A 21,813-nucleotide genomic window follows, 5' to 3' on the forward strand; every position below is an offset into this window, starting at 1 on the left:
AAAAGTTATTTAGCCTCATCCTACAGGAGGCGATCGCCCTGTAACACTTACTAAAGTCTCTGTAACATTAATTTACTTGACAGATAGGAACTGCGCGGTCAGCGTAAAGCCTACGGCATAGCTTCTCTACGAGACGCTTCTCTGCGAGAGGCTTCGCCAACGCGAACGCTTAGGGCGCAGCCTCTCCGACAGGAGAAGCTATGCCTGAAAGGTTTGACGGCAAAGTCTTTGACGAATGCACTTACTCAAATCATCAAAAAGCTTTTCTCTACTTTTATTGAGCTTTTACGGAAATAATCTTTATTTGCTATGTCATAAATTTTACTTAATTAGCAGTCTCTGACAAAATAAGAGTAAAAATTCTTATTTATCTTGATCTATGTCATTGGGATGAAAGCTAATTCTGTCCTAAAAAAGATGTTTGAGCCAACGATTTTATTTAAATTTCTAGCAAGTATTTTCTGAATGAGCATTTTTAATTTAGCAACAAATTACAACGCACAAACTCTCATAAAATTCGATTTTTTTAATTAAGAATCATGAAATACGTAGGCGCAAGCAGTGTGGCTGACCAAAGAGAATTAGGAATTGGTATAACTTCACTAATATTAACTGCAACGGTTTTGACAACTCCTTCTTTAGCAGTGGAGACAATTAACCATCAGTTTATGCAATCTTCTACCCCAGAAAGAGCATTAGAAAATAACCAAGGTGAATATCTAATAGCAAAGTATTCAAGCAGTTGTCGTCGGATAATGGCAAGGAATGGCCTTTACGTTTTGCAAAAAGCAACAGTTGATAGTGCTGTAGTTGGTCTTTTAGACTATGGCACAAACGTCACAATTCGCGATCGCGGCAAAAATGGCTGGGTACCAATTTCATCTCCGGTCAATGGCTACATTTTACATACTAATTTTCTTAGCTCATGCCAAGCCTCACAAGCTGCAACACCCCCCGATTTAAACTTTTGTCGCAAAGTTACCGCTGATGGTGGGTTGGTAGTGCGAACAGCACCTTCTAATAATTCCGCCAGGGTGGGAGTAGTTCCTAAGGGGCAAAATGTTGTCATTGCACCGGGAAAAAATGGTTGGTTACCAATTTCAACTCCTGTGATGGGCTATGCACAGTCGAGATACCTTGCTTATTGCCCCAGAACACAATGAATTTGGGCATGGGGCATTGGGCATTGGGCATTAATTATCCCCCTTGTCCCCCTTCCATCTACGGCTATTCGTAAAACTATACAATTCAAATTGAAAGCAGCCGTTTAGGGAGAGCAAATTTGTTGAAGACAGATGTAGTCGTCATTGGTAGCGGTGTTGGCGGTTTAAGTTGTGCTGCACTATTAGCGCGGTATGGTTTTGATGTCATAGTCTGCGAAAGCCACTCGATTCCTGGTGGTGCAGCGCACGCTTTTGAGCGCAATGGCTTTAAATTTGATTCCGGCCCATCCCTGTACTCTGGACTATCTTACAGTCCCTCTCCTAATCCGCTGCGACAAGTACTAGATGCAATTGGCTCTGAGTTACCTTGCGTTACCTACGATACTTGGGGATGCTGTTTACCAGAAGGTGATTTTGATACAACGGTTGGCGCAGAACAATTTTGTGAAGTGCTGATGCGACTGCGGGGCGAAGATGCTGTGAGGGAATGGCGACAACTCCAGCGCATTATGGAACCCTTGGCTAGCGCGGCAACTGCTATGTCTCCAGCAGCATTGCGCTTTGATTGGGGTGCAGTGAAAACTGTGGGTAGATTTGCGCCAGCGTTGGCAAAGCATAGCCTTAATGTGCCGAAGCTAACTGGTGCTTTCAGCAAAATTATGGATGGTGTGGTCAAAGATCCGTTTATTCAAAATTGGCTGAATTTGCTTTGTTTTCTCCTCTCCGGTTTACCCGCAGATGGTACGAGTGCGGCAGAGGTAGCTTTTATGTTTGCTGACTGGTATCGGACAGGAGTAAAACTTGATTATCCGATTGGTGGAAGTGGTGCTTTAGTTGACGCGCTAGTTCAGGGGCTGGAGAGACAAGGCGGTAAATTAATACTTGGCGCGCATGTGGAACAAGTGATGGTAGAAGGGGGTAGGGCTGTAGGTGTGCGTCTGCGCGATCGCTCAGAAATCCGAGCGCAAAAAGCGGTAGTTTCCGGTACATCGGTTTGGGATACACTGAAGCTATTACCAGAAAAGGCAGTTCCCCAAAAGTACCGTAATCAAAGACAAGCAACACCTGAGTGTGATAGTTTTATGCATCTCCATTTAGGTATTGATGCCCAAGGTTTACCGTCAAATTTGGCTTGTCACCACATAGTTGTTAACGACTGGGAAGTCGGGGTAACAGCACCTCAGAATGTTGTCCTCATATCAATTCCTTCGATTATTGAGCCATCCCTAGCACCATCGGGTAAACATACAATTCATGTCTACACTCCTGGTAATGAGCCTTATGCACTTTGGCTGGGAATGGACAGGAAAAGCCCAGAGTATGGGGAACAAAAGCGCTTACGTGCAGAGGTGATGTGGCAAGCTTTAGAGCGCATTATTCCCGATATTCGCTCTCGTTGTGAAGTCACTCTTATCGGTACACCGCTTACACATGAACGCTTTTTGCGCCGCGATCGCGGTTCTTATGGGCCAGCGATCAAAGCAGGAGTTGCAATGTTTCCCGGCCCTACAACACCTTTACCAGGATTTATGTGTTGTGGCGATTCCACATTTCCAGGTATCGGTTTACCAGCCGTCGCCGCTAGTGGCATGATAGCCGCAAATACCTTGGCTCCTGTACAGCAGCATTTAGCCATGCTTCAAGATATTGGTTGCGTTTAATTTTTTTAGTACACAATTGTCTGTATATAGTACAATTGTATTGTATATTGTTCTCAATACGCGTTCCTGGTAAATCCCTCAGCTAGCTGAGGGATTTTATTTTGGGATGATGGCATTAAAGGACAAGGAATACAAGGTTTCAGCAATTATTCGGTATAATTTCGCAACCGAGGGTAGCTTTATAGTTCCCAAATCGTTGATTAAATCTCAAATTTTCCGGCTGGCTTCCCAGCCCAAAATCGCTAATTTACGCACCAAACCCCAGTGATAACCGCCTAGTTCCCCAGATTCCCGAATGACACGATGGCATGGAATGATATAGGCTATGGGATTATTACCGACAGCATTACCCACGGCTCTAGCAGCAGTTGGGCGATTAATTGATTCAGCAATATTTTGATAAGTTGTCATACCCCCAAAAGGTATTTGCAATAGTGCTTTCCAAACTTGAATCTGAAAATTTGTACCCTTAACTAAGAGCGTTAATGGTTTATTAACATTCAAAGCTTCGGGATGGAAAATCTGGTCATGCAACGGTTGGGTGGTTTGTTGATCGTGGATAATTTCTGCACTTTTCCATGAAGCTTGCAGTATTTGCTCTGCATTCTGCTCATTTGAAGAGTCTAAGAAATACAAGTTACAAATACCACGAGATGTTGTAGCGAGTAGGGATTTACCAAATAATGTGTCATGAATACCATAGCGAATTTGTAAACCTGCTCCCCCTGTTTTGAATTCACCAGGAGACATCGCTTCTAAATTCACAAACAAATCGTGTAATCGTCCTGGACTTGATAGCCCCACATCTAGGGTTAGGTCTAAAAGGCTTTTAGTTTCGGTAATTTTTGACTTAGCATATTCTACAGTCAGATATTGCACAAATCTCTTGGGGCTAATACCCGCCCATTGAGTGAATAACCTTTGGAAATGAGACTCACTCAGCCCTATTTGCTGGGCTACCGTTGCCAAATCTGGTTGATTTAGGTGATTTTTCTGGATGAATGCGATCGCCTGAGCAATTCGGCTGTAGTCTTTGCTGTCAAAGATATTTACACTATTTATTGGTATCATCTCGACTGCATCTAGGGAACTGGCGCATTTTTTTACTTTACAGACGCTGTTCATCAAAAACCACCCGTTTCTTGCGATGTCTCAAGTTAGCCGATGAGGTAAATTTAGGGGGTGGCTTAAATCTGTTGATAGTAGCAGGTTTATGGGTTGTAAAAATAGATTTACGAGTTGTTATGTAGCGATCGCTTTGCATTGAGCGTAAAATTCTTTCGGAGCCTCAGGAAAATACTTCAGCAAAGCCGGACACAGCCATCCTTCCATATCTAACTCTGCATTGTAGTACCAATTTCCGCCATATTCCTCCCGTCGCCAATCAAATTTAACTTGATAACCGGGAAATGGGCGAGCAGAAAACAGTAAACTAAATCCTGCTGCTGCATTTGGGATGTTTGCTACTAATCGATCAATAATCTTGTCTGCACCTGCTACAAACGGTTCCCGTACCAAACCAACTTTTTCATCGTCGAACACCCATATTTCATCATATTTATATGGATGGATCACCATAATTGAATTCATATCGGACTCCTAAGTAAGTAGGCGCGATGAAAAACTATGTAAAGTTTTTTCGGGTAAACTCCGGGTTCCCTCTGAGGATTAGGGGGAAAGGTGAAAGGGTAAAGGGAAAAACCTTTACCCCTTTCCCCCTTTCCCTTTACCCTTCCTAATATAGTTATGTTTATTTCCGTTGATCTACTTATCGTTGTCTAAAAAATCTCTCTCAGGGTGAGTAAATCCTTGGTCTTCACCCTGCTGAAGTTGTGAATTATACTAACTTGGAAAATTCTACATCTACAACCTCAGTCAGAGGAATACACATCAGGTGATTGTTAACTTAGGTAACAAGTCGTTAAGGAGTTTTTACTTCAGTGTTGATCGCCTTAAAGACTAGAAGTTTTGAATTGGAAAAGTAATCATGGCACAATACACTCAATCAGCACCAGCAGAATATGCGGAGCTGTTTAGAAACCTGTCCATCGATAACCAACTTGCCCTATTGTGGCATCTCTACGTCAAAATGGGTGGTTCCACCAGACCCGGAGATCCGGAAGGAACCGCACCTGATACTTCCGAGGGACTGTTTAATAAAGTTAAAGGAAAGTCCCAGGAAGAGCAACTACAAATCATGCGAGATTTGTTGACACCTTCTAGCACAGATATCAGGCGGGAATACGACTCTTTGAGCAATAATACCAAGCTGGCTTTTTGGTATCGGCTGGCTCAAGGTATGGAAAATTCCACGATTATTCCAGTACCATCTGATTATCAACTTTCAGAGCAAGCAAAAGAGTTGTTGTCTAGACTTGAGCCGATTGGCTTTGAACTACAATACGTTTTCCTGCGTGATGCATTGCTAGCGGGTTACTAAGAATTAGGGTGCAAAAAAGAGCGATCGCATGAACTTAGGTGAGTGCGATCGCTCTTTTTTTGACAACTCTCACAACTTCCTCAAATTTTTTGTCTAACCTCAAGATTAAGGTGAGTAATTTTGTGGGTTATGACAATTTCCTAGAAAACACTTGACCAAAAACTCTCAGTCAAATGATTGCGATCGCTATTTTTGTATGTAAATTTACTAGTTTTATCTCCATAATAAATACCTAAGAGCTATGTAAGTGAAAGAATTAGACTCCTACTATAAAAATGAAGATGGTACATATTTAGTTGAAATTCGGCTTAGTAATCTAAGTCAAATATTTAACTCATTTGACCCATCGCCATTTTTAGAAAAAGACCTTGATGACGATGCCGAATCTTACATTTTCCAGTCTGTAAGTGAATTTTCACTCAAAACCCCTCTGAAGCTGGTTTTTTACGTACCGGAACACGTTCGAGAGGAAGAAATACAAATTTTACCTGAAGCTATCCATAACTATTTTGCTTACAGAAAGCATAACGCCGCTAGAGAACTGCGTCAGACTTTCCGCCAAGGTCGTGTATCATTGATTATTGGTCTGATGTTTTTAGGCTTGTGTGTGACTATTAGCAAGCTAATTACTTTGTTCAGCGATGATACCTTTGCTAACATCGTCACAGAAGGGCTTTTGATTGTGGGTTGGGTAGCAATGTGGCGACCGTTAGAAATTTTTCTTTACGATTGGTGGCCGATTCATCGCACTCAACAGGTTTTTGAGAAACTTAGCTCAATCACTATTGATATTCGCAGTGCATGAATAGTTCGCTGACGCTGAGTGCGGTGCTATTCAGCCGGAAAAATGCGATGTCTAGGACAAGTGCTACTCTTCGAGTTCTGCTTTGCAGTAAGGGTTCGGCAGTTACTACCCTGAGGGAAACCGCTGCGCGTCTACAAGTCTCTTCACCCGCCCAACGCACTGCCTCTCCTGACGGAGACGCTACGCGAACACGGCTTTGCGTTTACGGATTCTGCATAAGTTCCACCCCCCCAGAAATATCTAAGTTTCGGCAGCCATTCAAAGGATAAAAGAATGTCTAATGAAACCAATATAAATAACACTCCCGTTGAGTTATCACCAGAAGAACTAGACGCAGTCGCAGGTGGAATCGATATTTATCTATCTGGCTCGACTTTTGAACAAAGAGATATATTTTCCGCCAACCGCAGAAGTTATAGAAGAAACAGTAGAAATTCTATTTTTCAATCTTCTTATATATCTTCCTCAGCATTTCAATTTATCGGTTTGGGCTTTAATTCCGTTAGCGATGCGCTCAGTTTTGTGAGCGGTTTTGCCAAACTTTTTGGTAGGAGATGAGGGGAGTGTTGACGGTTGACTGTTGACTGTTGACTGTTGAGTAATGACAAATTAGGGGTGAAGGTTGCAGAATTTTTCTCCCATTCGTTGATTTATAGGGAGTTGAGTAATGACAGAGGTTCTACTAAAAGAACTTAGTAATGAAGATATAGATTGGATGTTGGCGGTGGGAAATCAAGCAGAAATTGCGCCAGGAAAGGTTTTGATTCAGCAAGGTCAACCCCTGGATGCATTGCATATTCTCCTTGATGGTGCGTTGACAGTTTCACTAAATCAGTCGGATAATAATCCGTTGGGACGTGCTTTTGCGGTGCTGGAAGGTGGGAGTTTACCTGGACGGGAAATTGCACGGTTATCTAGTGGGGAGATGGTAGGGGAAATTCCGTTTATCGAAACTTACTTACCTGCAACTACAGTTAGTGCGAAAACCAAATCTTTGATTTTGACAATTCCCAAATTCCAGCTGATTCAGAAACTACAACAAGACCTAAGTTTTGCGGCGCATCTCTACCGCGCTAGTGCGGTGTTGTTAGCCCATCGCCTAGAGCAAATGATGAATCAACTGGGAAACAGTACAGTTGTTTTGAGTCAATCGCAACTGAGGGAAGCGTTGATTGTCTTTGCAGAGTTACAAGATGGCGATATTGATTGGTTAATTGCTGCGGGACGAGTCGAACAGTTTACCGCTGGCTCTGTATTAATTCGCAGCGGTAGGCCAATCGAGGCGTTACATATTTTACTTGATGGTGCGGTGACATTAAATGCAGACACAGGAGAAAGTAACCCGTTAGCGCGAGCTTTTTCTAATTTAGAAGATAGCCAAAATCAAGTATTAGAAAGGGAATTCGCACGGTTATGGCGGGGCGATATTGTGGGTGAAACACCGTTTATTGAGGTACAACCACCAGCGGTCACAGTGAGGACATTACGGAATTCACGGGTGTTATCGATTCCTAAATGGCGATTAGCTGCAAAACTGTTGCATGATGTCGGCTTTGCATCTCGATTTTATCGCGTGTTGGGTATTCTCTTAGCGGATAAACAACAAGCGATCGCACAACGTTTAGGATATGGGCGACTGAGTTACAGCAGTGGACAATCTTTAGACCAATCCTACTCCAACGAACTCAATACTAATTCTCTCGCACAGGTAGCCATAGCTGGAGCCAGGTTTGACTGGATGCTCAAACGGATTGGAATTGAATGAATTGGGCATTGGGCATTGGGCATGGATTATTTTTCTCCCTTGTCCTCCTTGTCCTCCTTGTCTCCCTTGTCCCCTCTTCCCTAGTCCCTATATATAAAGGTGAAAAAATGGTAACACAGCAAGATACACAGAAAAATAATCTCTTTCGCAAAGAAGCGTTGGAAAGGGTTGCTTCTCCCGAACAACTCGACCAATTAATTAAGGTAACAAATCCGAAACGCTGGTTTTCTCTGCTGGCGCTGGGTTCCTTGGTAGCGGTAGGAACTGCATGGAGTGTGTTGGGACGTATCCCCATAGTTGTCTCCGGTCGGGGTGTATTAATTTATCCTAGTAAAGTAGTGACAGTGCAAGCTGCTAACCCTGGACGAATTTTAGCGTTAAATGTGCAAGCAGGCGATCGCGTTAAAAAAGGTCAAGTGATTGCAACTATCGACCAAGCTGAATTACGTAAGCAATTGCAACTAGCACGGGAAAAATTGGGACAGTTGCGTTTTCAAGATGAAACCGCCAGTCAAGTACAAACACAGCGTTCTAATTTAGAAGAGATGGCGATTCAGCAACAGCGTCAAACTTTAGAGAGAAGTTTAGAAATTGTTCAATCTCTCACTCCGGCGTTGCGGGAACAGACACAGACTGTCATGAAACGCGAACGCTTAAATCTCCAACAACGTATACAAACCTTACAAGAATTATTACCCACTTACTATGAAAGATGGCAAAAGCGGAAAAATCTCTTTAAGCAAGGGGCTGTTAACCAAGATACAGCTTTACAAGCAGAGCAAGAGTATAAAAATGCTCAAGCACAAATTAATGAAGCCAAATCCCAGTTAAATCAACTGGAATTAAGGGAAACTGATACGGAACGTCAGTATATGAATAATCTTAATCAAATTAATGAGATTCAAACCCAATTAAAGGCTTTAGAAAGTCGTCAAGCAACGCAAAAAGAACAAGATTTCACTACTGTTACTAATCGGAAAAAAGAAATTCAGGAAACTCAACGTGTAATTGCTCAATTAGAATTACAGTTACAAAAGAGTAGTCAAATTGTCAGCGATTACACAGGAAGAGTCCTGGAAATTACTGCCAAACCAGGACAACAGTTAGAACCAGGTGGGGGAATTGGGACAATTGCTGCTTATGAATCATCAGCGAAGTTAGTTAATGTGGCTTTTTTACCTGTGAGTGAAGGTAAGAAAATTAAACCGGGGATGTCTTTACAAATTACACCTTCTACAGTGAAACGGGAAGAATTTGGTGGGATAGAAGCGAAGGTAACAAATATCTCTGCATTTCCGGTGACACAGCAAGGTGTTGCCAGCTTAATCGGTAATCCTGATATTTTACCTGGTATTTTGAGCCAAGGGGCACAATTGGCAGTTTTTACCGAACTTCAGCCTGATACTTCCACTGTCAGCGGCTATCGTTGGTCTTCATCAAAAGGGCCGGAATTGAAAATTACACCGGGAACTACAACTTCTGTGCGGATTACTGTTGAAGAACGCGCACCGATTACCTTTGTTTTACCTATTTTGAAATCTTGGACAGGATTGGGATAATTCGTAATTCGTAATGACGCTCGTTCCTCGCTACCGCTTCGCTAACGTAATTCGTAATTTCCAAGAGGTTTAATATTCTTTTATTCGTAATAATTAGACCTCTTGCATAATTCCTAAATTGCGCCTTTTTCTCTGCGTCTCTGCGCCTATACGTGAGAAAAAATATAGAAATTGAACCGCCAAGAACGCCAAGTGCGCCAAGGAAGAATAGATAGAAAGAGAGTTTGCATCACTTAGTTAAATATGAAAAGTTTATTTAATAAAATGCCTTCGATTCGCCGCACACCGACATTACTACAAATGGAAGCAGTAGAATGTGGTGCGGCAGCTTTGGGAATGATTTTAGGATACTATGGGCGAATTGTACCTTTGGCAGAATTACGCCAAGCTTGCGGGATTTCGCGGGATGGAAGTAAGGCAACAAATATATTAAATGCTGCTCGTAGTTACGGATTACAAGCTAAAGGTTTTAAGGCAGATTTACCAGCATTAGAACCAATTCAATGCCCTTATATAGTATTTTGGAATTTTAATCATTTTTTAGTTGTTGAAGGGTTTAGTAAACAGCGGGTTTATTTAAATGATCCAGCAACGGGAAGGCGGACAATTTCTGTAGGGGAATTTAGTGAAGCTTTTACGGGGGTTGTTTTAGTATTTGAAAAGGGTGCGGAATTTAAACCGGGAGGACATAAACCTAGTTTATTTTTGGCTTTAACTTCAAGATTACGCGGCTCTGTTTGGTCTTTAATTTATTGTGTATTTGCTGGATTTTTACTAGTAATACCTGGGTTAGCAATCCCCACTTTTTCACAGGTATTTGTAGACCAAGTATTGATTCAAGGGCGAGATGATTGGTTGCGTCCGCTGATATTTGCGATGTTGTTTACTGCTTTATTAAGCGGATTATTAACACGCTTGCAATTACAGTTATTGCGGCGGCTAAAAATTAAATTAGCAATGGGAATGTCGAGTAAATTTATTTGGCATCTTCTCCATCTTCCTGTAAGCTTTTACGATCAACGTTTTGCTGGAGAAATTAGCAGCAGAATTCAACTTAACGATCGCCTCGCTAATCTCCTTTCTGGTAAACTGGCAACAACGGTAATTTCTGCCGTGATGGTAATATTTTACGCCATTGTCATGTGGCAATACGATCGCCTATTAACTCTGATTGGCATTGCCTTTGTCGTTGTCAATCTCCTAGCTTTGCAGTGGGTAGGCAGATTGCGGGTTGATACTAATATACGCCTCATGCAGGAACAAGGTAAAGTGAGCGGCGTGGCGATCGCAGGTTTGCAAAGTATGGAAACCCTGAAAGCTTCCGGTTTAGAATCCGATTTTTTCACCCGTTGGGCTGGATATTACGCCAAAGCTGTTAATGTGCGTCAAGATATGGACAACCTCAATCAAAGCTTGGGAATATTACCCAGCTTTTTATCGGGGATTACTTCCATGTTATTGCTAGTTGTCGGCGGATTCCGCGTCATCGATGGTGCGTTGAGTATTGGGATGTTAATTGCATTTCAATCTTTGATGCAGCAATTTATGCAACCAGTCAGTCAACTCATCAGTTTAGGTGGGGATTTACAAGAACTAGAAGGAAACTTAAATCGGCTAGATGATGTGTTGCGCAACCCCGTAGAAGACAGCAGGGGAGCAGGGGAGCAGGGGAGCAGGGGGGATTGGTCTGTCGCTTCCCCTAAACTGGAAGGATATCTCGAACTGCGCGATATCACCTTTGGCTATAACCGAACTGCACCACCGCTCATTGAAAATTTTAGTCTTTCCCTCAAACCAGGACAACGTGTAGCCTTAGTTGGTGGGAGTGGTTCCGGTAAATCCACCATCGCCAAGCTGGTAGCCGGATTATACCAACCTTGGGCGGGGGAAATTTACTTAGATGGACAACCCAGACAGCAAATTCCGCCTCAGATATTGGTAAACTCCATCGCCACCATTGAACAAGAGATTATGTTATTTGCTGGTAGCGTCCGCGATAACCTCACCTTGTGGGATACTACCATTCCCGATAGTAACTTAATCCAAGCCTGCCGTGATGCCGCAGTCCATGAGATTGTGCGATCGCTCCCCGGCGGTTACAATGCAGATTTATTGGAAGGTGCAACTAATTTGAGTGGGGGACAGCGACAAAGATTAGAAATCGCCCGCGCCTTAGTCAACAATCCCTCAATTTTATTAATGGATGAAGCCACCAGCGCTTTAGATGCAGAAACCGAAAAAATCATCGATCAAAACCTACGTTTACGCGGCTGTACCTGCGTAATTGTCGCCCATCGTTTGAGTACAATTCGTGATTGCGATGAAATTATTGTTCTCAATCGCGGTAAAGTCGTGCAACGCGGTACTCACGACGAATTAACCCAAATAGAAGGGCATTATTTAGACCTAATTAAAAGCGAAAGCTAAACCAACAAACTCTCTACAACTCCTCTTCCTTCGTGTCCTTCGTGTCCTTCGCGGTTCGATTCATTTCTTTTTCTCTCACGCATTCGACGGAGTCGTTCCCGCAGGGTAGGCGCAAAGACGCAAAGAATAAATAAATCCTTATATCAAATATTTAACTATGCTAGCTGAAGAAAACCAAACCAACCCACTCAGTGAATCATATATATTCAAAAATAACGACCCCTTATTACTCGACAACCCAGAAACAATTTGGCTAGTCAAATCCGGTTCCCTCGCCATCTTCTCCATCAACGTCCAACATGGCATTCCCAAAGGTAGACGACGTTATTTATTTAGCGTCAAAGCAGGCGCAGCCATGTTCTGTGCTAAACTAACCTCACCTGATGGACATTATCAAATCCTCGCAGTTGCTTTAGAAGAAACCGAACTATTCCCAATTACAAAAGCCGAATTTTCTCCAACTTATACCCCTGAATTAATTGAAGATTGGGTAAACCTTCTTAGTTCATCCGTTGCCGAAATTATCTCCCCCAGAATCCCCACACCCGCTAAAGTTCCCGGATGTACTATATTAGGTAGTCAGGAAATATTTCAAGCCCCACATGACATGGTTGCTTGGACACAAATTCTTCAAGGAAAGGGAAATTTATTAGGCTTAGATAATTTAGAAATCACATCAGATATCGGACGCATTCCTTTACAAGGATATCTCTGGGTAGAAGCAAGAGATGTGATTGAAATTGATGCCATATCTAGTTCAGATTTAGACGATACGCAAATATTATTAACCGGATTACATCATTTACAAATATTTGTTTTACAAGCAATTTCCCAACTCGAACAACAAGCCAATACCGCCGAATTAGCCCGGTTTCAAGCCAGAGAAAGGTTGAATAATCAGGCGATCGCATCTACTCTCGATAACTTTGCTAATATCTTTGATGCCGAAACAACGCAAACATCGCCCAGCAAGCGATCGCTCACCTCCGAAGAAGCACTGTTATTTGCCGCTGGTGCAGTAGCAAAAGTATTGGGTATTTCCATTCAACCCCCGGCTAACTCAGAAGACTTGCGCCGAGTACGCGATCCCTTAGATGCGATCGCTCGTGCGTCCCGTATCCGCATCCGGCGCATCACTTTGCGGGATAATTGGTGGCAGCAAGATAGTGGGCCTTTATTAGCTTACACTGTCGCCGATAACCGCCCAGTGGCACTGTTACCAGTATCAGAGACGCGGTACGAAATTATCGATCCATTGCAGCAAAAGCGGATAAAGTGCGATCGCCAAACGGCTGCAACGATATCTCCTACAGCTTACACCTTTTATCGTCCTTTACCAGGTAACCTCAAGGTGTTGAACTTGGTGCAGTTTGCGTTTAAAGGGCGTTCAAAGGAACTGACAACAATTTTATTTGCGGGAATTGCGATCGCATTATTGGGGATGATTACACCCCAAGCCACCGCCATCTTGATTGATCAAGCGATTCCCGATGCAAACAAATCGCTGTTATACCAAATTGCCTTCGGTTTAGTAGCCACAACCCTAGGCGCAACCCTATTTCAACTCACCCAAGGGATAGCGATTATGCGCTTGGAAACCTTTGCCGATACTTCCACCCAAGCGGCAATTTGGGATAGATTATTAAATCTCAAAGCGTCATTTTTCCGCCAATATTCCATCGGTGATTTAAGCGCCCGTGTTTCTGTTATCAGCCAAATTCGCCAAAAACTCAGCAATACTATCCTCAAAAGTTTATTTTCTAGCTTCTTTTCCCTGTTAAATTTAGGATTGCTGTTTTACTACAGTCCTTCCTTAGCCCTGATTGCCTTATTCGTCGCCTTAATTAATATTGCTGTCACCATTATTTCCGGTATGCTCACCATCCGCAAAGTCCGCCCCTTACTGGAAATGCAAGGTAAACTTTTTGGGATGATGGTACAAATTATCAACGGTGTGGCAAAATTCCGCACCAATGGCGCAGAAGCGAGAGCATTTGCTTACTGGGGTGGGCAATATCGGCAACAATTACGCTATATGCTCGATGCTCAAAGTATTGAAGATAATTTGGTAGTAGTTAATAATCTTCTCTCCGCCTTAACTCCCGTGATAATTTTTGCCTTCGCCACCAATTTACTCCAACAATCCCAGGCGAATGGTGGAAGTTTTTCTACGGGAACTTTCTTAGCCTTTAATGCTGCATTTGGTACATTTATTAGTGGGGCGACGAGTTTAAGCAGTACCGCTGTAGATATCTTAGAAGCCTTACCCTTATGGGAACGCGCCCAACCAATTCTCCAAGCTACCCCAGAAGTTGATAGTAGCAAAAGTGACCCAGGGAGATTATCAGGCAGAGTTGAGATTAGCCATGTAATCTTTCGCTATCGCCCTGATGGCGCACTCACTTTAGATGATGTCAGCTTACGGGCAGAACCAGGAGAATTTATCGCCTTAGTGGGGCCTTCTGGGAGTGGCAAGTCTACTTTATTTAGATTGTTATTAGGATTTGACACACCAGAATCGGGTAGTATTAATTATGATGGGCAAGAACTGTCCGGATTAGATGTGAATGCCGTTCGCCGTCAGTTAGGGGTGGTGTTGCAAAACAGCCGCTTAATGTCTGCATCCATCTTTGAAAACATTTCCAGTAACGCCGCCATCTCAATGGAAGAAGCTTGGGAAGCAGCGAGGATGGCAGGTTTAGCCGATGATATCGCCGCCATGCCAATGGGGATGCATACCGTAGTTAGCGAAGGTGGAACAAACCTTTCCGGTGGACAGCGACAACGGTTACTCATTGCCAGGGCTTTGGCGTTACGTCCCCGGATTTTGGTTTTTGATGAAGCCACCAGCGCCTTAGATAACCGCACCCAGGCGATTGTCAGCGAAAGTTTAGAAAAGCTCAATGTAACCCGAATTGTTGTTGCTCATCGCCTGAGTACCATTCGCAACGCCGATCGCATTTATGTTTTGCAAAATGGGCGGTTAGTCCAACAAGGTAATTTTGAGCAACTCGCCCAGCAACCAGGATTATTCAGTCAATTGATTCAGCGACAGCGATTGTAATTGGGAATTACTAATTGGAAGTTTGAGGAAATATTAATTTACTCAAGATGAATATTTTTAATTTCCTGCCAAACATTATTGATTTTTTCACGATTACGAATAATCTTTTCAGGGGTGGTATCTCTGTTTACTGCCTGGATCATTTTTACACTTTCTTTGATTAAAAAAATCCATTGAGGAAGATTAATTGCTAAAGGATTACCTGAATATGTAAATAGTTTTACAGCATTTCCAGTTGCTGCCACAGCATGAGCTAAAAGCAACATTTTCCGAAGTTTTAGCTTAGATTTAATTTGATGCAATTCTTTTATTGTAATAGAAGTATAAGGAGAAGTTTGAAGCTGTTCTGGATTGTCTAATGATGATAGATAATGATAAGCTCTCACAATCAATTCGATGACGGCTACAGGAAGAGACATTGTAACAAAGTGCCTTAAATCATAACCATTTAGATACATCCATCTAGATATATCCGCAATAGTTTTTTTATCCGAACCAAAAGAGCCAAACTGTATTAGCTGAAGAAATGCCCAGCCAGGTATAGGAACTCCCATTTTAGTACACATATCGGAAACGATATGTCCTAGCCAAATTAGAGGAGCAAAAGCCTTATCTGCCAACGGCATATCAAATGTTTTCACAATATGAAGTTTACCATTGCTGTCAAAAGCGGTCATTGTGCCATTAAGAATATCCAAAGTACCAAATATCAACCCAAATAGTGGATCGTGTCCAAGGCTTAATAGCCTATGACTTCTAGGGTTAAATCCTTTAATATTTGAATTAATACTTTGATCGTAAGAAACTTTACATGTATCTTCACACCACTTTAAGAAAGGAGATAATTCTCCTTCTTCATCAATTCCCAATGTTTTTAACCAATGTGTAAAGTTACTTCCTTCTTGTTTGAATTTTCCTAAATAATTAATGTCTTTAGGAATTTTGACAACTAAAAAATCCAAAATATTAGCAACTAAGCCAGCTATACCAACAATTGTATAATCTAAGTTAGATAAAGAAGGTATAGTGCATGGATTTCTAAATACCTCTTCTCGAACGTCAGTTTCAAGAATTGAAGAATTATATTTGCATAAAAATTCATCGTCCCATTCTAATCTATTTGGTCGAGAATATGGTTCTATATTGGAATCTAATATTTTTTCTATAGATTCTTCAGAAACTCCTATGGCTTTAGCTAAACTAATTACCTCTTCTTGCAATTTTAGAAGTTCGTCTGACTCTTGTTGTTGATCTTGACGAAGCCTATCAAAACTTGTATGTATATCTTTTATTTTTTGATTGGCTTCTGAAAATTCATCATCCCAACTTATTAAACCGGACATAAGTCAATGGATAAATTAGTTATAGTAAGTCTTGGTTTCTCTTTAATGCGTTCTTCAAATATTCAAGAGCCTTTTCAAGATTCTCAATTTTTTGCTTATTGTTTTCCTTTTCTTTATTAAGAATTAAATCATCTCTTTCGTCCTCAAGAGAGCGAATAGCTTGTCTTTGCTCTTTAATAATTTCTTGGGCTAAACGAATATCTTTTTGAATATGTACAATCTCTTTCATTACTACTTCCAGTTTGGCGGCTTGGGTTAGAGCCGTATCCGGAGATTGAGCAAATAAAGCGCCAACGCCAGCACCAGCACCAGCACCCAAAATCGCACCACCGGCAACAATTACTGCAAAACCACCAGCCATTCCTAATCCACCTGCTGCGATCGCACCACCACCAAGAGCAGCTAAAACAGCTGATACTGCTGCTGCGCCAGAAAGGCCAGGTGCTAGTATTGGTGCTAATAAAGCTGCTATAGCAGGAGTGAAAAATGCAGCTGCTACTGCTAGTACAATTGCCCCCAATACACCTACTAACCAAGGATTGAAACCACCTTTAATCCCATTAACCGCCTCGTTATAATTAGACTTAAAACGTGTAACAATTTCTGAGTCTATATCTAGCGTTCTAGCAAAGACTTTCATTTTAATCGTCAGTTTTTCCTCATCTGTTATTTTGAGATTCTTAAACTGTTCATCACTAGTATTACCGAGCAAATAATATGGTTTAAAAAGAATAACTTCTAAAAGTATTAGATATAATGTTAATTTATTACCTTTATCATTTTTTATTGGTGTAACAAGCTTCTTTAGTAATTCAAAATCTGTAATTAAATGAAAATAAGAGTTTCCAGTATCATCTTCATTGACTTGACCTTTTAGAAAAATCTCTGTTGATTCTTTCCATTTAGTTAACCATTCTTTCTTTAGTGACTTAATTTTAATTGCATAATTTGGTTCATATTCAATATCTGCTAATACTAAATGATACTGATAGCTAAACATGATTATGGTTTGTTCTACAGTTAATCCAAACTCTTTCATTGCTGCATACTCCCAATATTTAACAATTAAATCCAATATATATAACCCCAACTACTATTAAGTAATTGTTTTGAAGAATCAGTATCAAAAGATAATACTTATAAAATAAAATATGTTCTATACAAAAACCTCAGCATTTATGCGGTTATTAGTATAGATATATTTCATGTTGTTCAGAAAGCAGGTTCTCTACCTCAAATGGAAATAATTTTAAAGATGCGATCGCTTTTTTTCTCTAAAATTACCTAAACTTTTCCAGAAGAATCTTTTAATACAAGGGTTTTAATAACAGTTTGAGATTGAAGTGGCTTGAAAGATGGGAAGTTTATATGTTTAAAACTAATGGAAGTTATAATAGACAGGTTCTAATTATGTGTAAATTATGTGTAAAAATATACAAATTTCTGAACAGCGACAAATAATTAGTTAATCGACAATAAGGATAAAGCCAGCAGTCGGATTTGAACCGACGACCTTCCGATTACAAGTCGGATGCACTACCACTGTGCTATGCTGGCAAATTTTGCGAATCGCTTTACGCACTCACCGATTTTGAATTATAGCATAAACAAGTTTATTGTCTAGCAGGAGGCGAGAAAATTTTTTGTTGACTGTTGACCGTTGACTGTTGACTGTTGACCATCTCCCCTCGACAGCAAAATATCTGGTAAAGTTTTAAGGCGATAATTTTTCATAGGGCTGGCTCAAGGCATAGAAAAACATCACTGGTTCTTTACAGATTCACAAAGCATGGTAGCGTTGAACGGACGAGATTTATTAAGTCTGGCTGATCTGAGTTCTACAGAACTTCAGGAACTTCTGCAACTAGCAACTCAACTCAAATCACAAAAGCTCAAGTTACACTGTAATAAAGTTTTGGGGTTGTTGTTCTCTAAAGCTTCTACTCGCACGCGCGTGAGTTTTACAGTGGCGATGTACCAACTAGGTGGACAGGTAATTGATCTCAACCCTAATGTTACCCAAGTCAGTCGTGGGGAACCAGTGCAAGATACAGCTAGGGTGTTGGATCGATATCTGGATGTATTGGCAATTCGCACTTTTGCTCAACAAGAGTTGGAAACTTTTGCCAACTATGCCAAAATTCCGGTAATTAATGCCCTGACTGATGCGGAACATCCTTGTCAGGTATTGGCAGATTTAATGACGATTCAAGAGTGCTTTGGTAGCATCAAAGGGTTAACTTTGACCTATGTGGGTGATGGGAATAATGTCGCCAATTCTTTAATGTTGGGCTGTGCCTTGGCGGGAATGAATGTGAGAATCGCTACGCCTCAAGGCTATGAACCTGATAATGGAATTGTAGAACAGGCAAGAGCGATCGCCAATAATCAAACTGAAGTTCTCCTCACCCATGACCCAGAAATTGCCGCTAAGGGGGCTGCTGTACTTTACACTGATGTCTGGGCAAGTATGGGACAAGAATCAGAAGCAGACGATCGCTTTCCCATCTTCCAACCTTACCAAATTTCTGAGCAGTTATTAAGTCTTGCTGACCGTGAAGCTATTGTTTTACACTGCCTACCAGCTCATCGTGGTGAAGAAATTACTGAAGCTGTCATCGAAGGTTCCCAATCACGGGTTTGGGATCAGGCGGAAAATCGGATGCACGCCCAAAAAGCTTTGTTGGCTAGTATTTTAGGCGCAGAGTAGGGACTAGGGACTAGGGGCTAGGGGCTAGGGGCTAGGGGCTAGATTGGCGTATTCCGTGCAAATTAAACCCTGATGTCTCACAAGCAGTAGGGGCGGGTTCACAGATATGATTCAATCATTCACGATTATCTAGCTTAACCCGCCCCCTAAAACCTGTGGGCAAACACAAAGCTGAAGTTGGCAAAATTCTGTAAAATTATCCCGTATTTATCAAAGTCTCAAAAAATTAGCTCAATATATCTTCTAGGGACTTAAAAGCAATAAATTACCCATATTCCGTAGTGTGAGCATCTTGCTCGCTGATGTTCATTCATCGAGCGAGACTCTCGCACTACAAATTTATTGGGTATTTAAAAAATTGGATGTCCCCTATCTCCAAGAGAACTGCTAAAGTAATCTTAAATCACTCGTTAAAAACGGACTCATCCATTATCTGCTTTCTTTCCTCCTCCCTCTCTTCATCAATGAATTCTCAAATTAAATAGCATTGCCAGATATTTATTTTCACTTTCATCTTGCTTATATGGGATTTTATGTAGTACTAATGTTCTAGGGACATTTGTAATTACTTCCCAACAAAATTATGGAACGTTTAACCGAAGCTCAACAAGAATTGTATGAATGGCTGGGAGAATACATCCGAACGCATCAGCATTCGCCTTCAATTCGGCAAATGATGCAAGCGATGAATTTAAAGTCACCAGCACCAATTCAAAGTCGTTTAGAACATTTACGGACTAAAGGCTATATCGAATGGACTGAAGGTAAGGCGCGAACAATCAGGATTTTGCGTCCTGTGGCAACGGGTGTACCAATTTTAGGTACTATTGCTGCTGGAGGTTTAATTGAACCTTTCACCGATGCTGTGGAACATTTAGATATTACTAATTTTGCCTTACCTCCCCAAAGTTATGCTTTGCGGGTAGCTGGCGACAGCATGATTGAAGATTTAATTGCGGATGGCGATTTAGTATTTTTGCGTCCAGTAGCAGAACCAAATCAACTCAAAAATGGTACTATCGTCGCCGCCAGAGTTGATGGACATGGTACTACATTAAAGCGCTTTTATCGCAGCGGCGATCGCGTTACCCTCAAACCCGCTAATCCTAAATATAATCCCATTGAAGTTCCTGCTGTTCATGTACAGGTGCAAGGTTCTTTAATCGCCGTTTGGCGTGATTATAACTAGGAGTTAAAGACTAGGGGCTAGGGGTTAGGGAGGGATGAGGGAAACAAGGGGAGACAAGGGAGACAACTGACAACTGACAACTGACTTGTTATGTACCTGACGCTAAATCGAGTGCAGCAACTGCCCGTTTTTCCCTTACGATTACCATTGTTAAGGGAAAATTCGGGCAGTTATCAAACTCAAAGACTATTACCAGGATGCCCGAAAATGCCGCAATCTCTGAAATTGCGGCAATATCAGCAACAAGCTATGACTAGCTGGTTTGCTAACAATGGCAGAGGTACGCTAAAAATGGCTACTGGTAGTGGTAAGACTATCACAGCATTGGCGATCGCTTGTGAATTATATCAGCAGATTAATTTACAAGTCTTGGTTGTCGTTTGTCCCTATCGTCATCTTGTCACTCAATGGGCGCGAGAATGCGAAAAATTTAACTTGCAGCCGATTTTAGCATTCCTTGATGTCCGCAATTGGCAAAGTCAACTCTCTACCCAAATCTATAATCTGCGTTCTGGTTCCCAAAGGTTTGTCACGGTGATTACTACCAACTCCACTTTAATTGGCGATGGTTTTCAGTCACAGGTGAAATATTTTCCCGACAGAACTTTGATTATTGGTGATGAAGCCCATAACTTAGGCGCACCGAAGTTAGAAGAAAGTTTACCACGCCGCGTTGGGTTGCGGCTGGCTTTGTCTGCCACACCGGAAAGGTACTTTGATGATGATGGTACTCAATCTTTGTTTGATTATTTCGGTGCTGTGCTTCAGCCAGAATTTACCTTAAGGGATGCGATCGCTCAAGGTGCTTTGGTACATTATCTGTATTATCCGATTTTGGTGGAGTTAACAGAGGCAGAAAGTATTGCCTATTTAAAATTAACCCGCAGAATTGGGCGATCGCTTCTGTATCGGGAAAGAGAAAATGGAGAAGCGGGGGATTTTGAAGCGAACGAAGATTTGAAACCATTGTTAATGCAACGCGCTAGGTTAATTGGTGCAGCAGAAAACAAGTTAACTGCTTTGCGGGAATTAATGGCGACTCGCAAAGATACTACCCACACCTTATTTTATTGCAGTGATGGTTCACAGGAGGCGGGACAACGTTCATCGTTGCGTCAACTCAAAGCCGTTGCCAAAATTCTTGGTGTAGAATTGGGGTATAAAGTTAGTACCTACACTGCTCAAACTTCTTTACAAGAAAGAGAACTTTTACGGTGTCAATTTGAAAGCGGAGAATTGCAAGGTTTGGTTGCCATTCGCTGTTTAGATGAAGGAGTTGATATCCCAGCAATTCAAACTGCGGTGATTTTATCAAGTTCTGGGAATCCCCGTCAGTTTATCCAAAGACGCGGGCGCGTTTTACGTCCTCATCCTGGAAAAGAACGCGCCATTATTTACGACATGATTGTTTTACCGCCAGATTTAGACAGGGAAACTATAGAAGTTGAGCGCAATTTGTTAAAGAAAGAATTGCGGCGCTTTGTGGAGTTTGCCGATTTAGCTGATAACGCCGGTGAGGCAAGGATGAAGTTACTTGCTTTACAAAAGCGCTATGGTCTATTAGATATATGAAACATAGATTTTTGATAGCTTGCCAACAATTTGTATTGATTTTTGTAAAAATTTTCGTAATAGTGGATGATGGGGGCAGAAGTGTGAAATAATAATTTTATGGATTCTAATATAA

Annotated in this window: 16 protein-coding genes and 1 tRNA gene; 12 read left to right on the plus strand and 5 right to left on the minus strand. The window is 41.6% G+C overall.

What is annotated here, in order from left to right; all coding sequences use genetic code 11:
* Positions 1-539: 539 nt before the first annotated feature.
* Together AACU32_RS02335 and AACU32_RS02340 are read left to right on the plus strand one after the other, a co-directional pair.
* Entirely contained in the window at positions 540-1,163 is a 624-nt protein-coding gene (locus AACU32_RS02335) for an SH3 domain-containing protein (RefSeq protein WP_096597479.1), read from the plus strand.
* A 119-nt stretch (positions 1,164-1,282) separates the two neighbouring features.
* A complete protein-coding gene (locus AACU32_RS02340) occupies positions 1,283-2,824 on the plus strand; it encodes a phytoene desaturase family protein (protein ID WP_096597481.1) in 1,542 nt (513 codons plus the stop codon).
* Between the two features lie 207 nt (positions 2,825-3,031).
* On the opposite strand, the gene AACU32_RS02345 is transcribed toward AACU32_RS02340, so the two are convergent.
* The gene (locus AACU32_RS02345) at positions 3,032-3,895 is read right to left on the minus strand and encodes a methylated-DNA--[protein]-cysteine S-methyltransferase (protein ID WP_096607827.1); all 864 of its coding nucleotides are present in this window, start codon (positions 3,893-3,895) and stop codon (positions 3,032-3,034) included.
* A 171-nt stretch (positions 3,896-4,066) separates the two neighbouring features.
* On the minus strand, positions 4,067-4,414 hold the full coding sequence (locus AACU32_RS02350; protein WP_096597483.1) for a DUF6717 family protein: 348 nt from the start codon (positions 4,412-4,414) through the stop codon (positions 4,067-4,069).
* Between the two features lie 397 nt (positions 4,415-4,811).
* On the opposite strand from AACU32_RS02350, the gene AACU32_RS02355 reads away from it, so the two are divergent.
* The 7 genes from AACU32_RS02355 (at position 4,812) to AACU32_RS02385 (ending at position 14,884) form a co-directional block, all read left to right on the plus strand.
* The gene (locus AACU32_RS02355) at positions 4,812-5,264 is read left to right on the plus strand and encodes an orange carotenoid protein N-terminal domain-containing protein (RefSeq protein ID WP_096597485.1); all 453 of its coding nucleotides are present in this window, start codon (positions 4,812-4,814) and stop codon (positions 5,262-5,264) included.
* Positions 5,265-5,511: 247 nt separating this feature from the next.
* Entirely contained in the window at positions 5,512-6,069 is a 558-nt protein-coding gene (locus AACU32_RS02360; protein ID WP_096597487.1) for a hypothetical protein, read from the plus strand.
* 273 nt (positions 6,070-6,342) lie between these two features.
* On the plus strand, positions 6,343-6,627 hold the full coding sequence (locus AACU32_RS02365; RefSeq protein ID WP_096597489.1) for a CTB family bacteriocin: 285 nt from the start codon (positions 6,343-6,345) through the stop codon (positions 6,625-6,627).
* A gap of 109 nt (positions 6,628-6,736) precedes the next feature.
* Positions 6,737-7,834 (plus strand): cyclic nucleotide-binding domain-containing protein, encoded by a 1,098-nt coding sequence (locus AACU32_RS02370; protein WP_096597491.1) that lies wholly within the window; start codon positions 6,737-6,739, stop codon positions 7,832-7,834.
* 107 nt (positions 7,835-7,941) lie between these two features.
* Positions 7,942-9,393 carry an NHLP bacteriocin system secretion protein gene (locus tag AACU32_RS02375; protein ID WP_096597493.1) on the plus strand — a complete coding sequence of 484 codons (1,452 nt, stop codon included), beginning with the start codon at positions 7,942-7,944 and terminating at the stop codon, positions 9,391-9,393.
* 243 nt (positions 9,394-9,636) lie between these two features.
* On the plus strand, positions 9,637-11,820 hold the full coding sequence (locus tag AACU32_RS02380; protein ID WP_096597495.1) for an NHLP family bacteriocin export ABC transporter peptidase/permease/ATPase subunit: 2,184 nt from the start codon (positions 9,637-9,639) through the stop codon (positions 11,818-11,820).
* Positions 11,821-11,977: 157 nt separating this feature from the next.
* Positions 11,978-14,884 (plus strand): NHLP bacteriocin export ABC transporter permease/ATPase subunit, encoded by a 2,907-nt coding sequence (locus AACU32_RS02385; protein WP_096597497.1) that lies wholly within the window; start codon positions 11,978-11,980, stop codon positions 14,882-14,884.
* A 38-nt stretch (positions 14,885-14,922) separates the two neighbouring features.
* Here AACU32_RS02385 and AACU32_RS02390 read toward each other — a convergent pair whose 3' ends face one another.
* The 3 genes from AACU32_RS02390 to AACU32_RS02400 form a co-directional block, all read right to left on the minus strand.
* The gene (locus AACU32_RS02390; protein ID WP_096597500.1) at positions 14,923-16,227 is read right to left on the minus strand and encodes a hypothetical protein; all 1,305 of its coding nucleotides are present in this window, start codon (positions 16,225-16,227) and stop codon (positions 14,923-14,925) included.
* Between the two features lie 19 nt (positions 16,228-16,246).
* Positions 16,247-17,266 carry a hypothetical protein gene (locus AACU32_RS02395; protein ID WP_096597502.1) on the minus strand — a complete coding sequence of 340 codons (1,020 nt, stop codon included), beginning with the start codon at positions 17,264-17,266 and terminating at the stop codon, positions 16,247-16,249.
* A gap of 446 nt (positions 17,267-17,712) precedes the next feature.
* Positions 17,713-17,784 (minus strand) — tRNA-Thr (locus AACU32_RS02400).
* A 232-nt stretch (positions 17,785-18,016) separates the two neighbouring features.
* Between AACU32_RS02400 and argF the strand changes: the two genes are divergently transcribed.
* From argF to AACU32_RS02415, 3 genes are all read left to right on the plus strand, one after another.
* The gene (gene argF / locus AACU32_RS02405; RefSeq protein WP_096597504.1) at positions 18,017-18,937 is read left to right on the plus strand and encodes an ornithine carbamoyltransferase; all 921 of its coding nucleotides are present in this window, start codon (positions 18,017-18,019) and stop codon (positions 18,935-18,937) included.
* Between the two features lie 583 nt (positions 18,938-19,520).
* Positions 19,521-20,126, plus strand: coding sequence for a transcriptional repressor LexA (gene lexA / locus AACU32_RS02410; protein WP_096597506.1), 606 nt, complete (start codon positions 19,521-19,523; stop codon positions 20,124-20,126).
* Between the two features lie 90 nt (positions 20,127-20,216).
* Positions 20,217-21,698 (plus strand): DNA phosphorothioation system restriction enzyme, encoded by a 1,482-nt coding sequence (locus tag AACU32_RS02415; RefSeq protein WP_096597508.1) that lies wholly within the window; start codon positions 20,217-20,219, stop codon positions 21,696-21,698.
* Positions 21,699-21,813: the final 115 nt, after the last annotated feature.

This window comes from Calothrix sp. NIES-2100 (genome assembly GCF_963875285.1).
In the GTDB taxonomy this organism is placed as follows: Bacteria; Cyanobacteriota; Cyanobacteriia; order Cyanobacteriales; family Nostocaceae; genus Aulosira.

Bases quoted from the DNA above. Each gene is read 5' to 3' on its own strand.
- AACU32_RS02335 (WP_096597479.1), top strand. From the start codon at position 540: ATGAAATACGTAGGCGCAAGCAGTGTGGCTGACCAAAGAGAATTAGGA.
- AACU32_RS02345 (WP_096607827.1), bottom strand. From the start codon at position 3,895: ATGATACCAATAAATAGTGTAAATATCTTTGACAGCAAAGACTACAGC.
- AACU32_RS02350 (WP_096597483.1), bottom strand. From the start codon at position 4,414: ATGAATTCAATTATGGTGATCCATCCATATAAATATGATGAAATATGG.
- AACU32_RS02355 (WP_096597485.1), top strand. From the start codon at position 4,812: ATGGCACAATACACTCAATCAGCACCAGCAGAATATGCGGAGCTGTTT.
- AACU32_RS02365 (WP_096597489.1), top strand. From the start codon at position 6,343: ATGTCTAATGAAACCAATATAAATAACACTCCCGTTGAGTTATCACCA.
- AACU32_RS02370 (WP_096597491.1), top strand. From the start codon at position 6,737: ATGACAGAGGTTCTACTAAAAGAACTTAGTAATGAAGATATAGATTGG.
- AACU32_RS02375 (WP_096597493.1), top strand. From the start codon at position 7,942: ATGGTAACACAGCAAGATACACAGAAAAATAATCTCTTTCGCAAAGAA.
- AACU32_RS02380 (WP_096597495.1), top strand. From the start codon at position 9,637: ATGAAAAGTTTATTTAATAAAATGCCTTCGATTCGCCGCACACCGACA.
- AACU32_RS02385 (WP_096597497.1), top strand. From the start codon at position 11,978: ATGCTAGCTGAAGAAAACCAAACCAACCCACTCAGTGAATCATATATA.
- AACU32_RS02390 (WP_096597500.1), bottom strand. From the start codon at position 16,227: ATGTCCGGTTTAATAAGTTGGGATGATGAATTTTCAGAAGCCAATCAA.
- AACU32_RS02395 (WP_096597502.1), bottom strand. From the start codon at position 17,266: ATGAAAGAGTTTGGATTAACTGTAGAACAAACCATAATCATGTTTAGC.
- argF (WP_096597504.1), top strand. From the start codon at position 18,017: ATGGTAGCGTTGAACGGACGAGATTTATTAAGTCTGGCTGATCTGAGT.
- lexA (WP_096597506.1), top strand. From the start codon at position 19,521: ATGGAACGTTTAACCGAAGCTCAACAAGAATTGTATGAATGGCTGGGA.
- AACU32_RS02415 (WP_096597508.1), top strand. From the start codon at position 20,217: ATGTACCTGACGCTAAATCGAGTGCAGCAACTGCCCGTTTTTCCCTTA.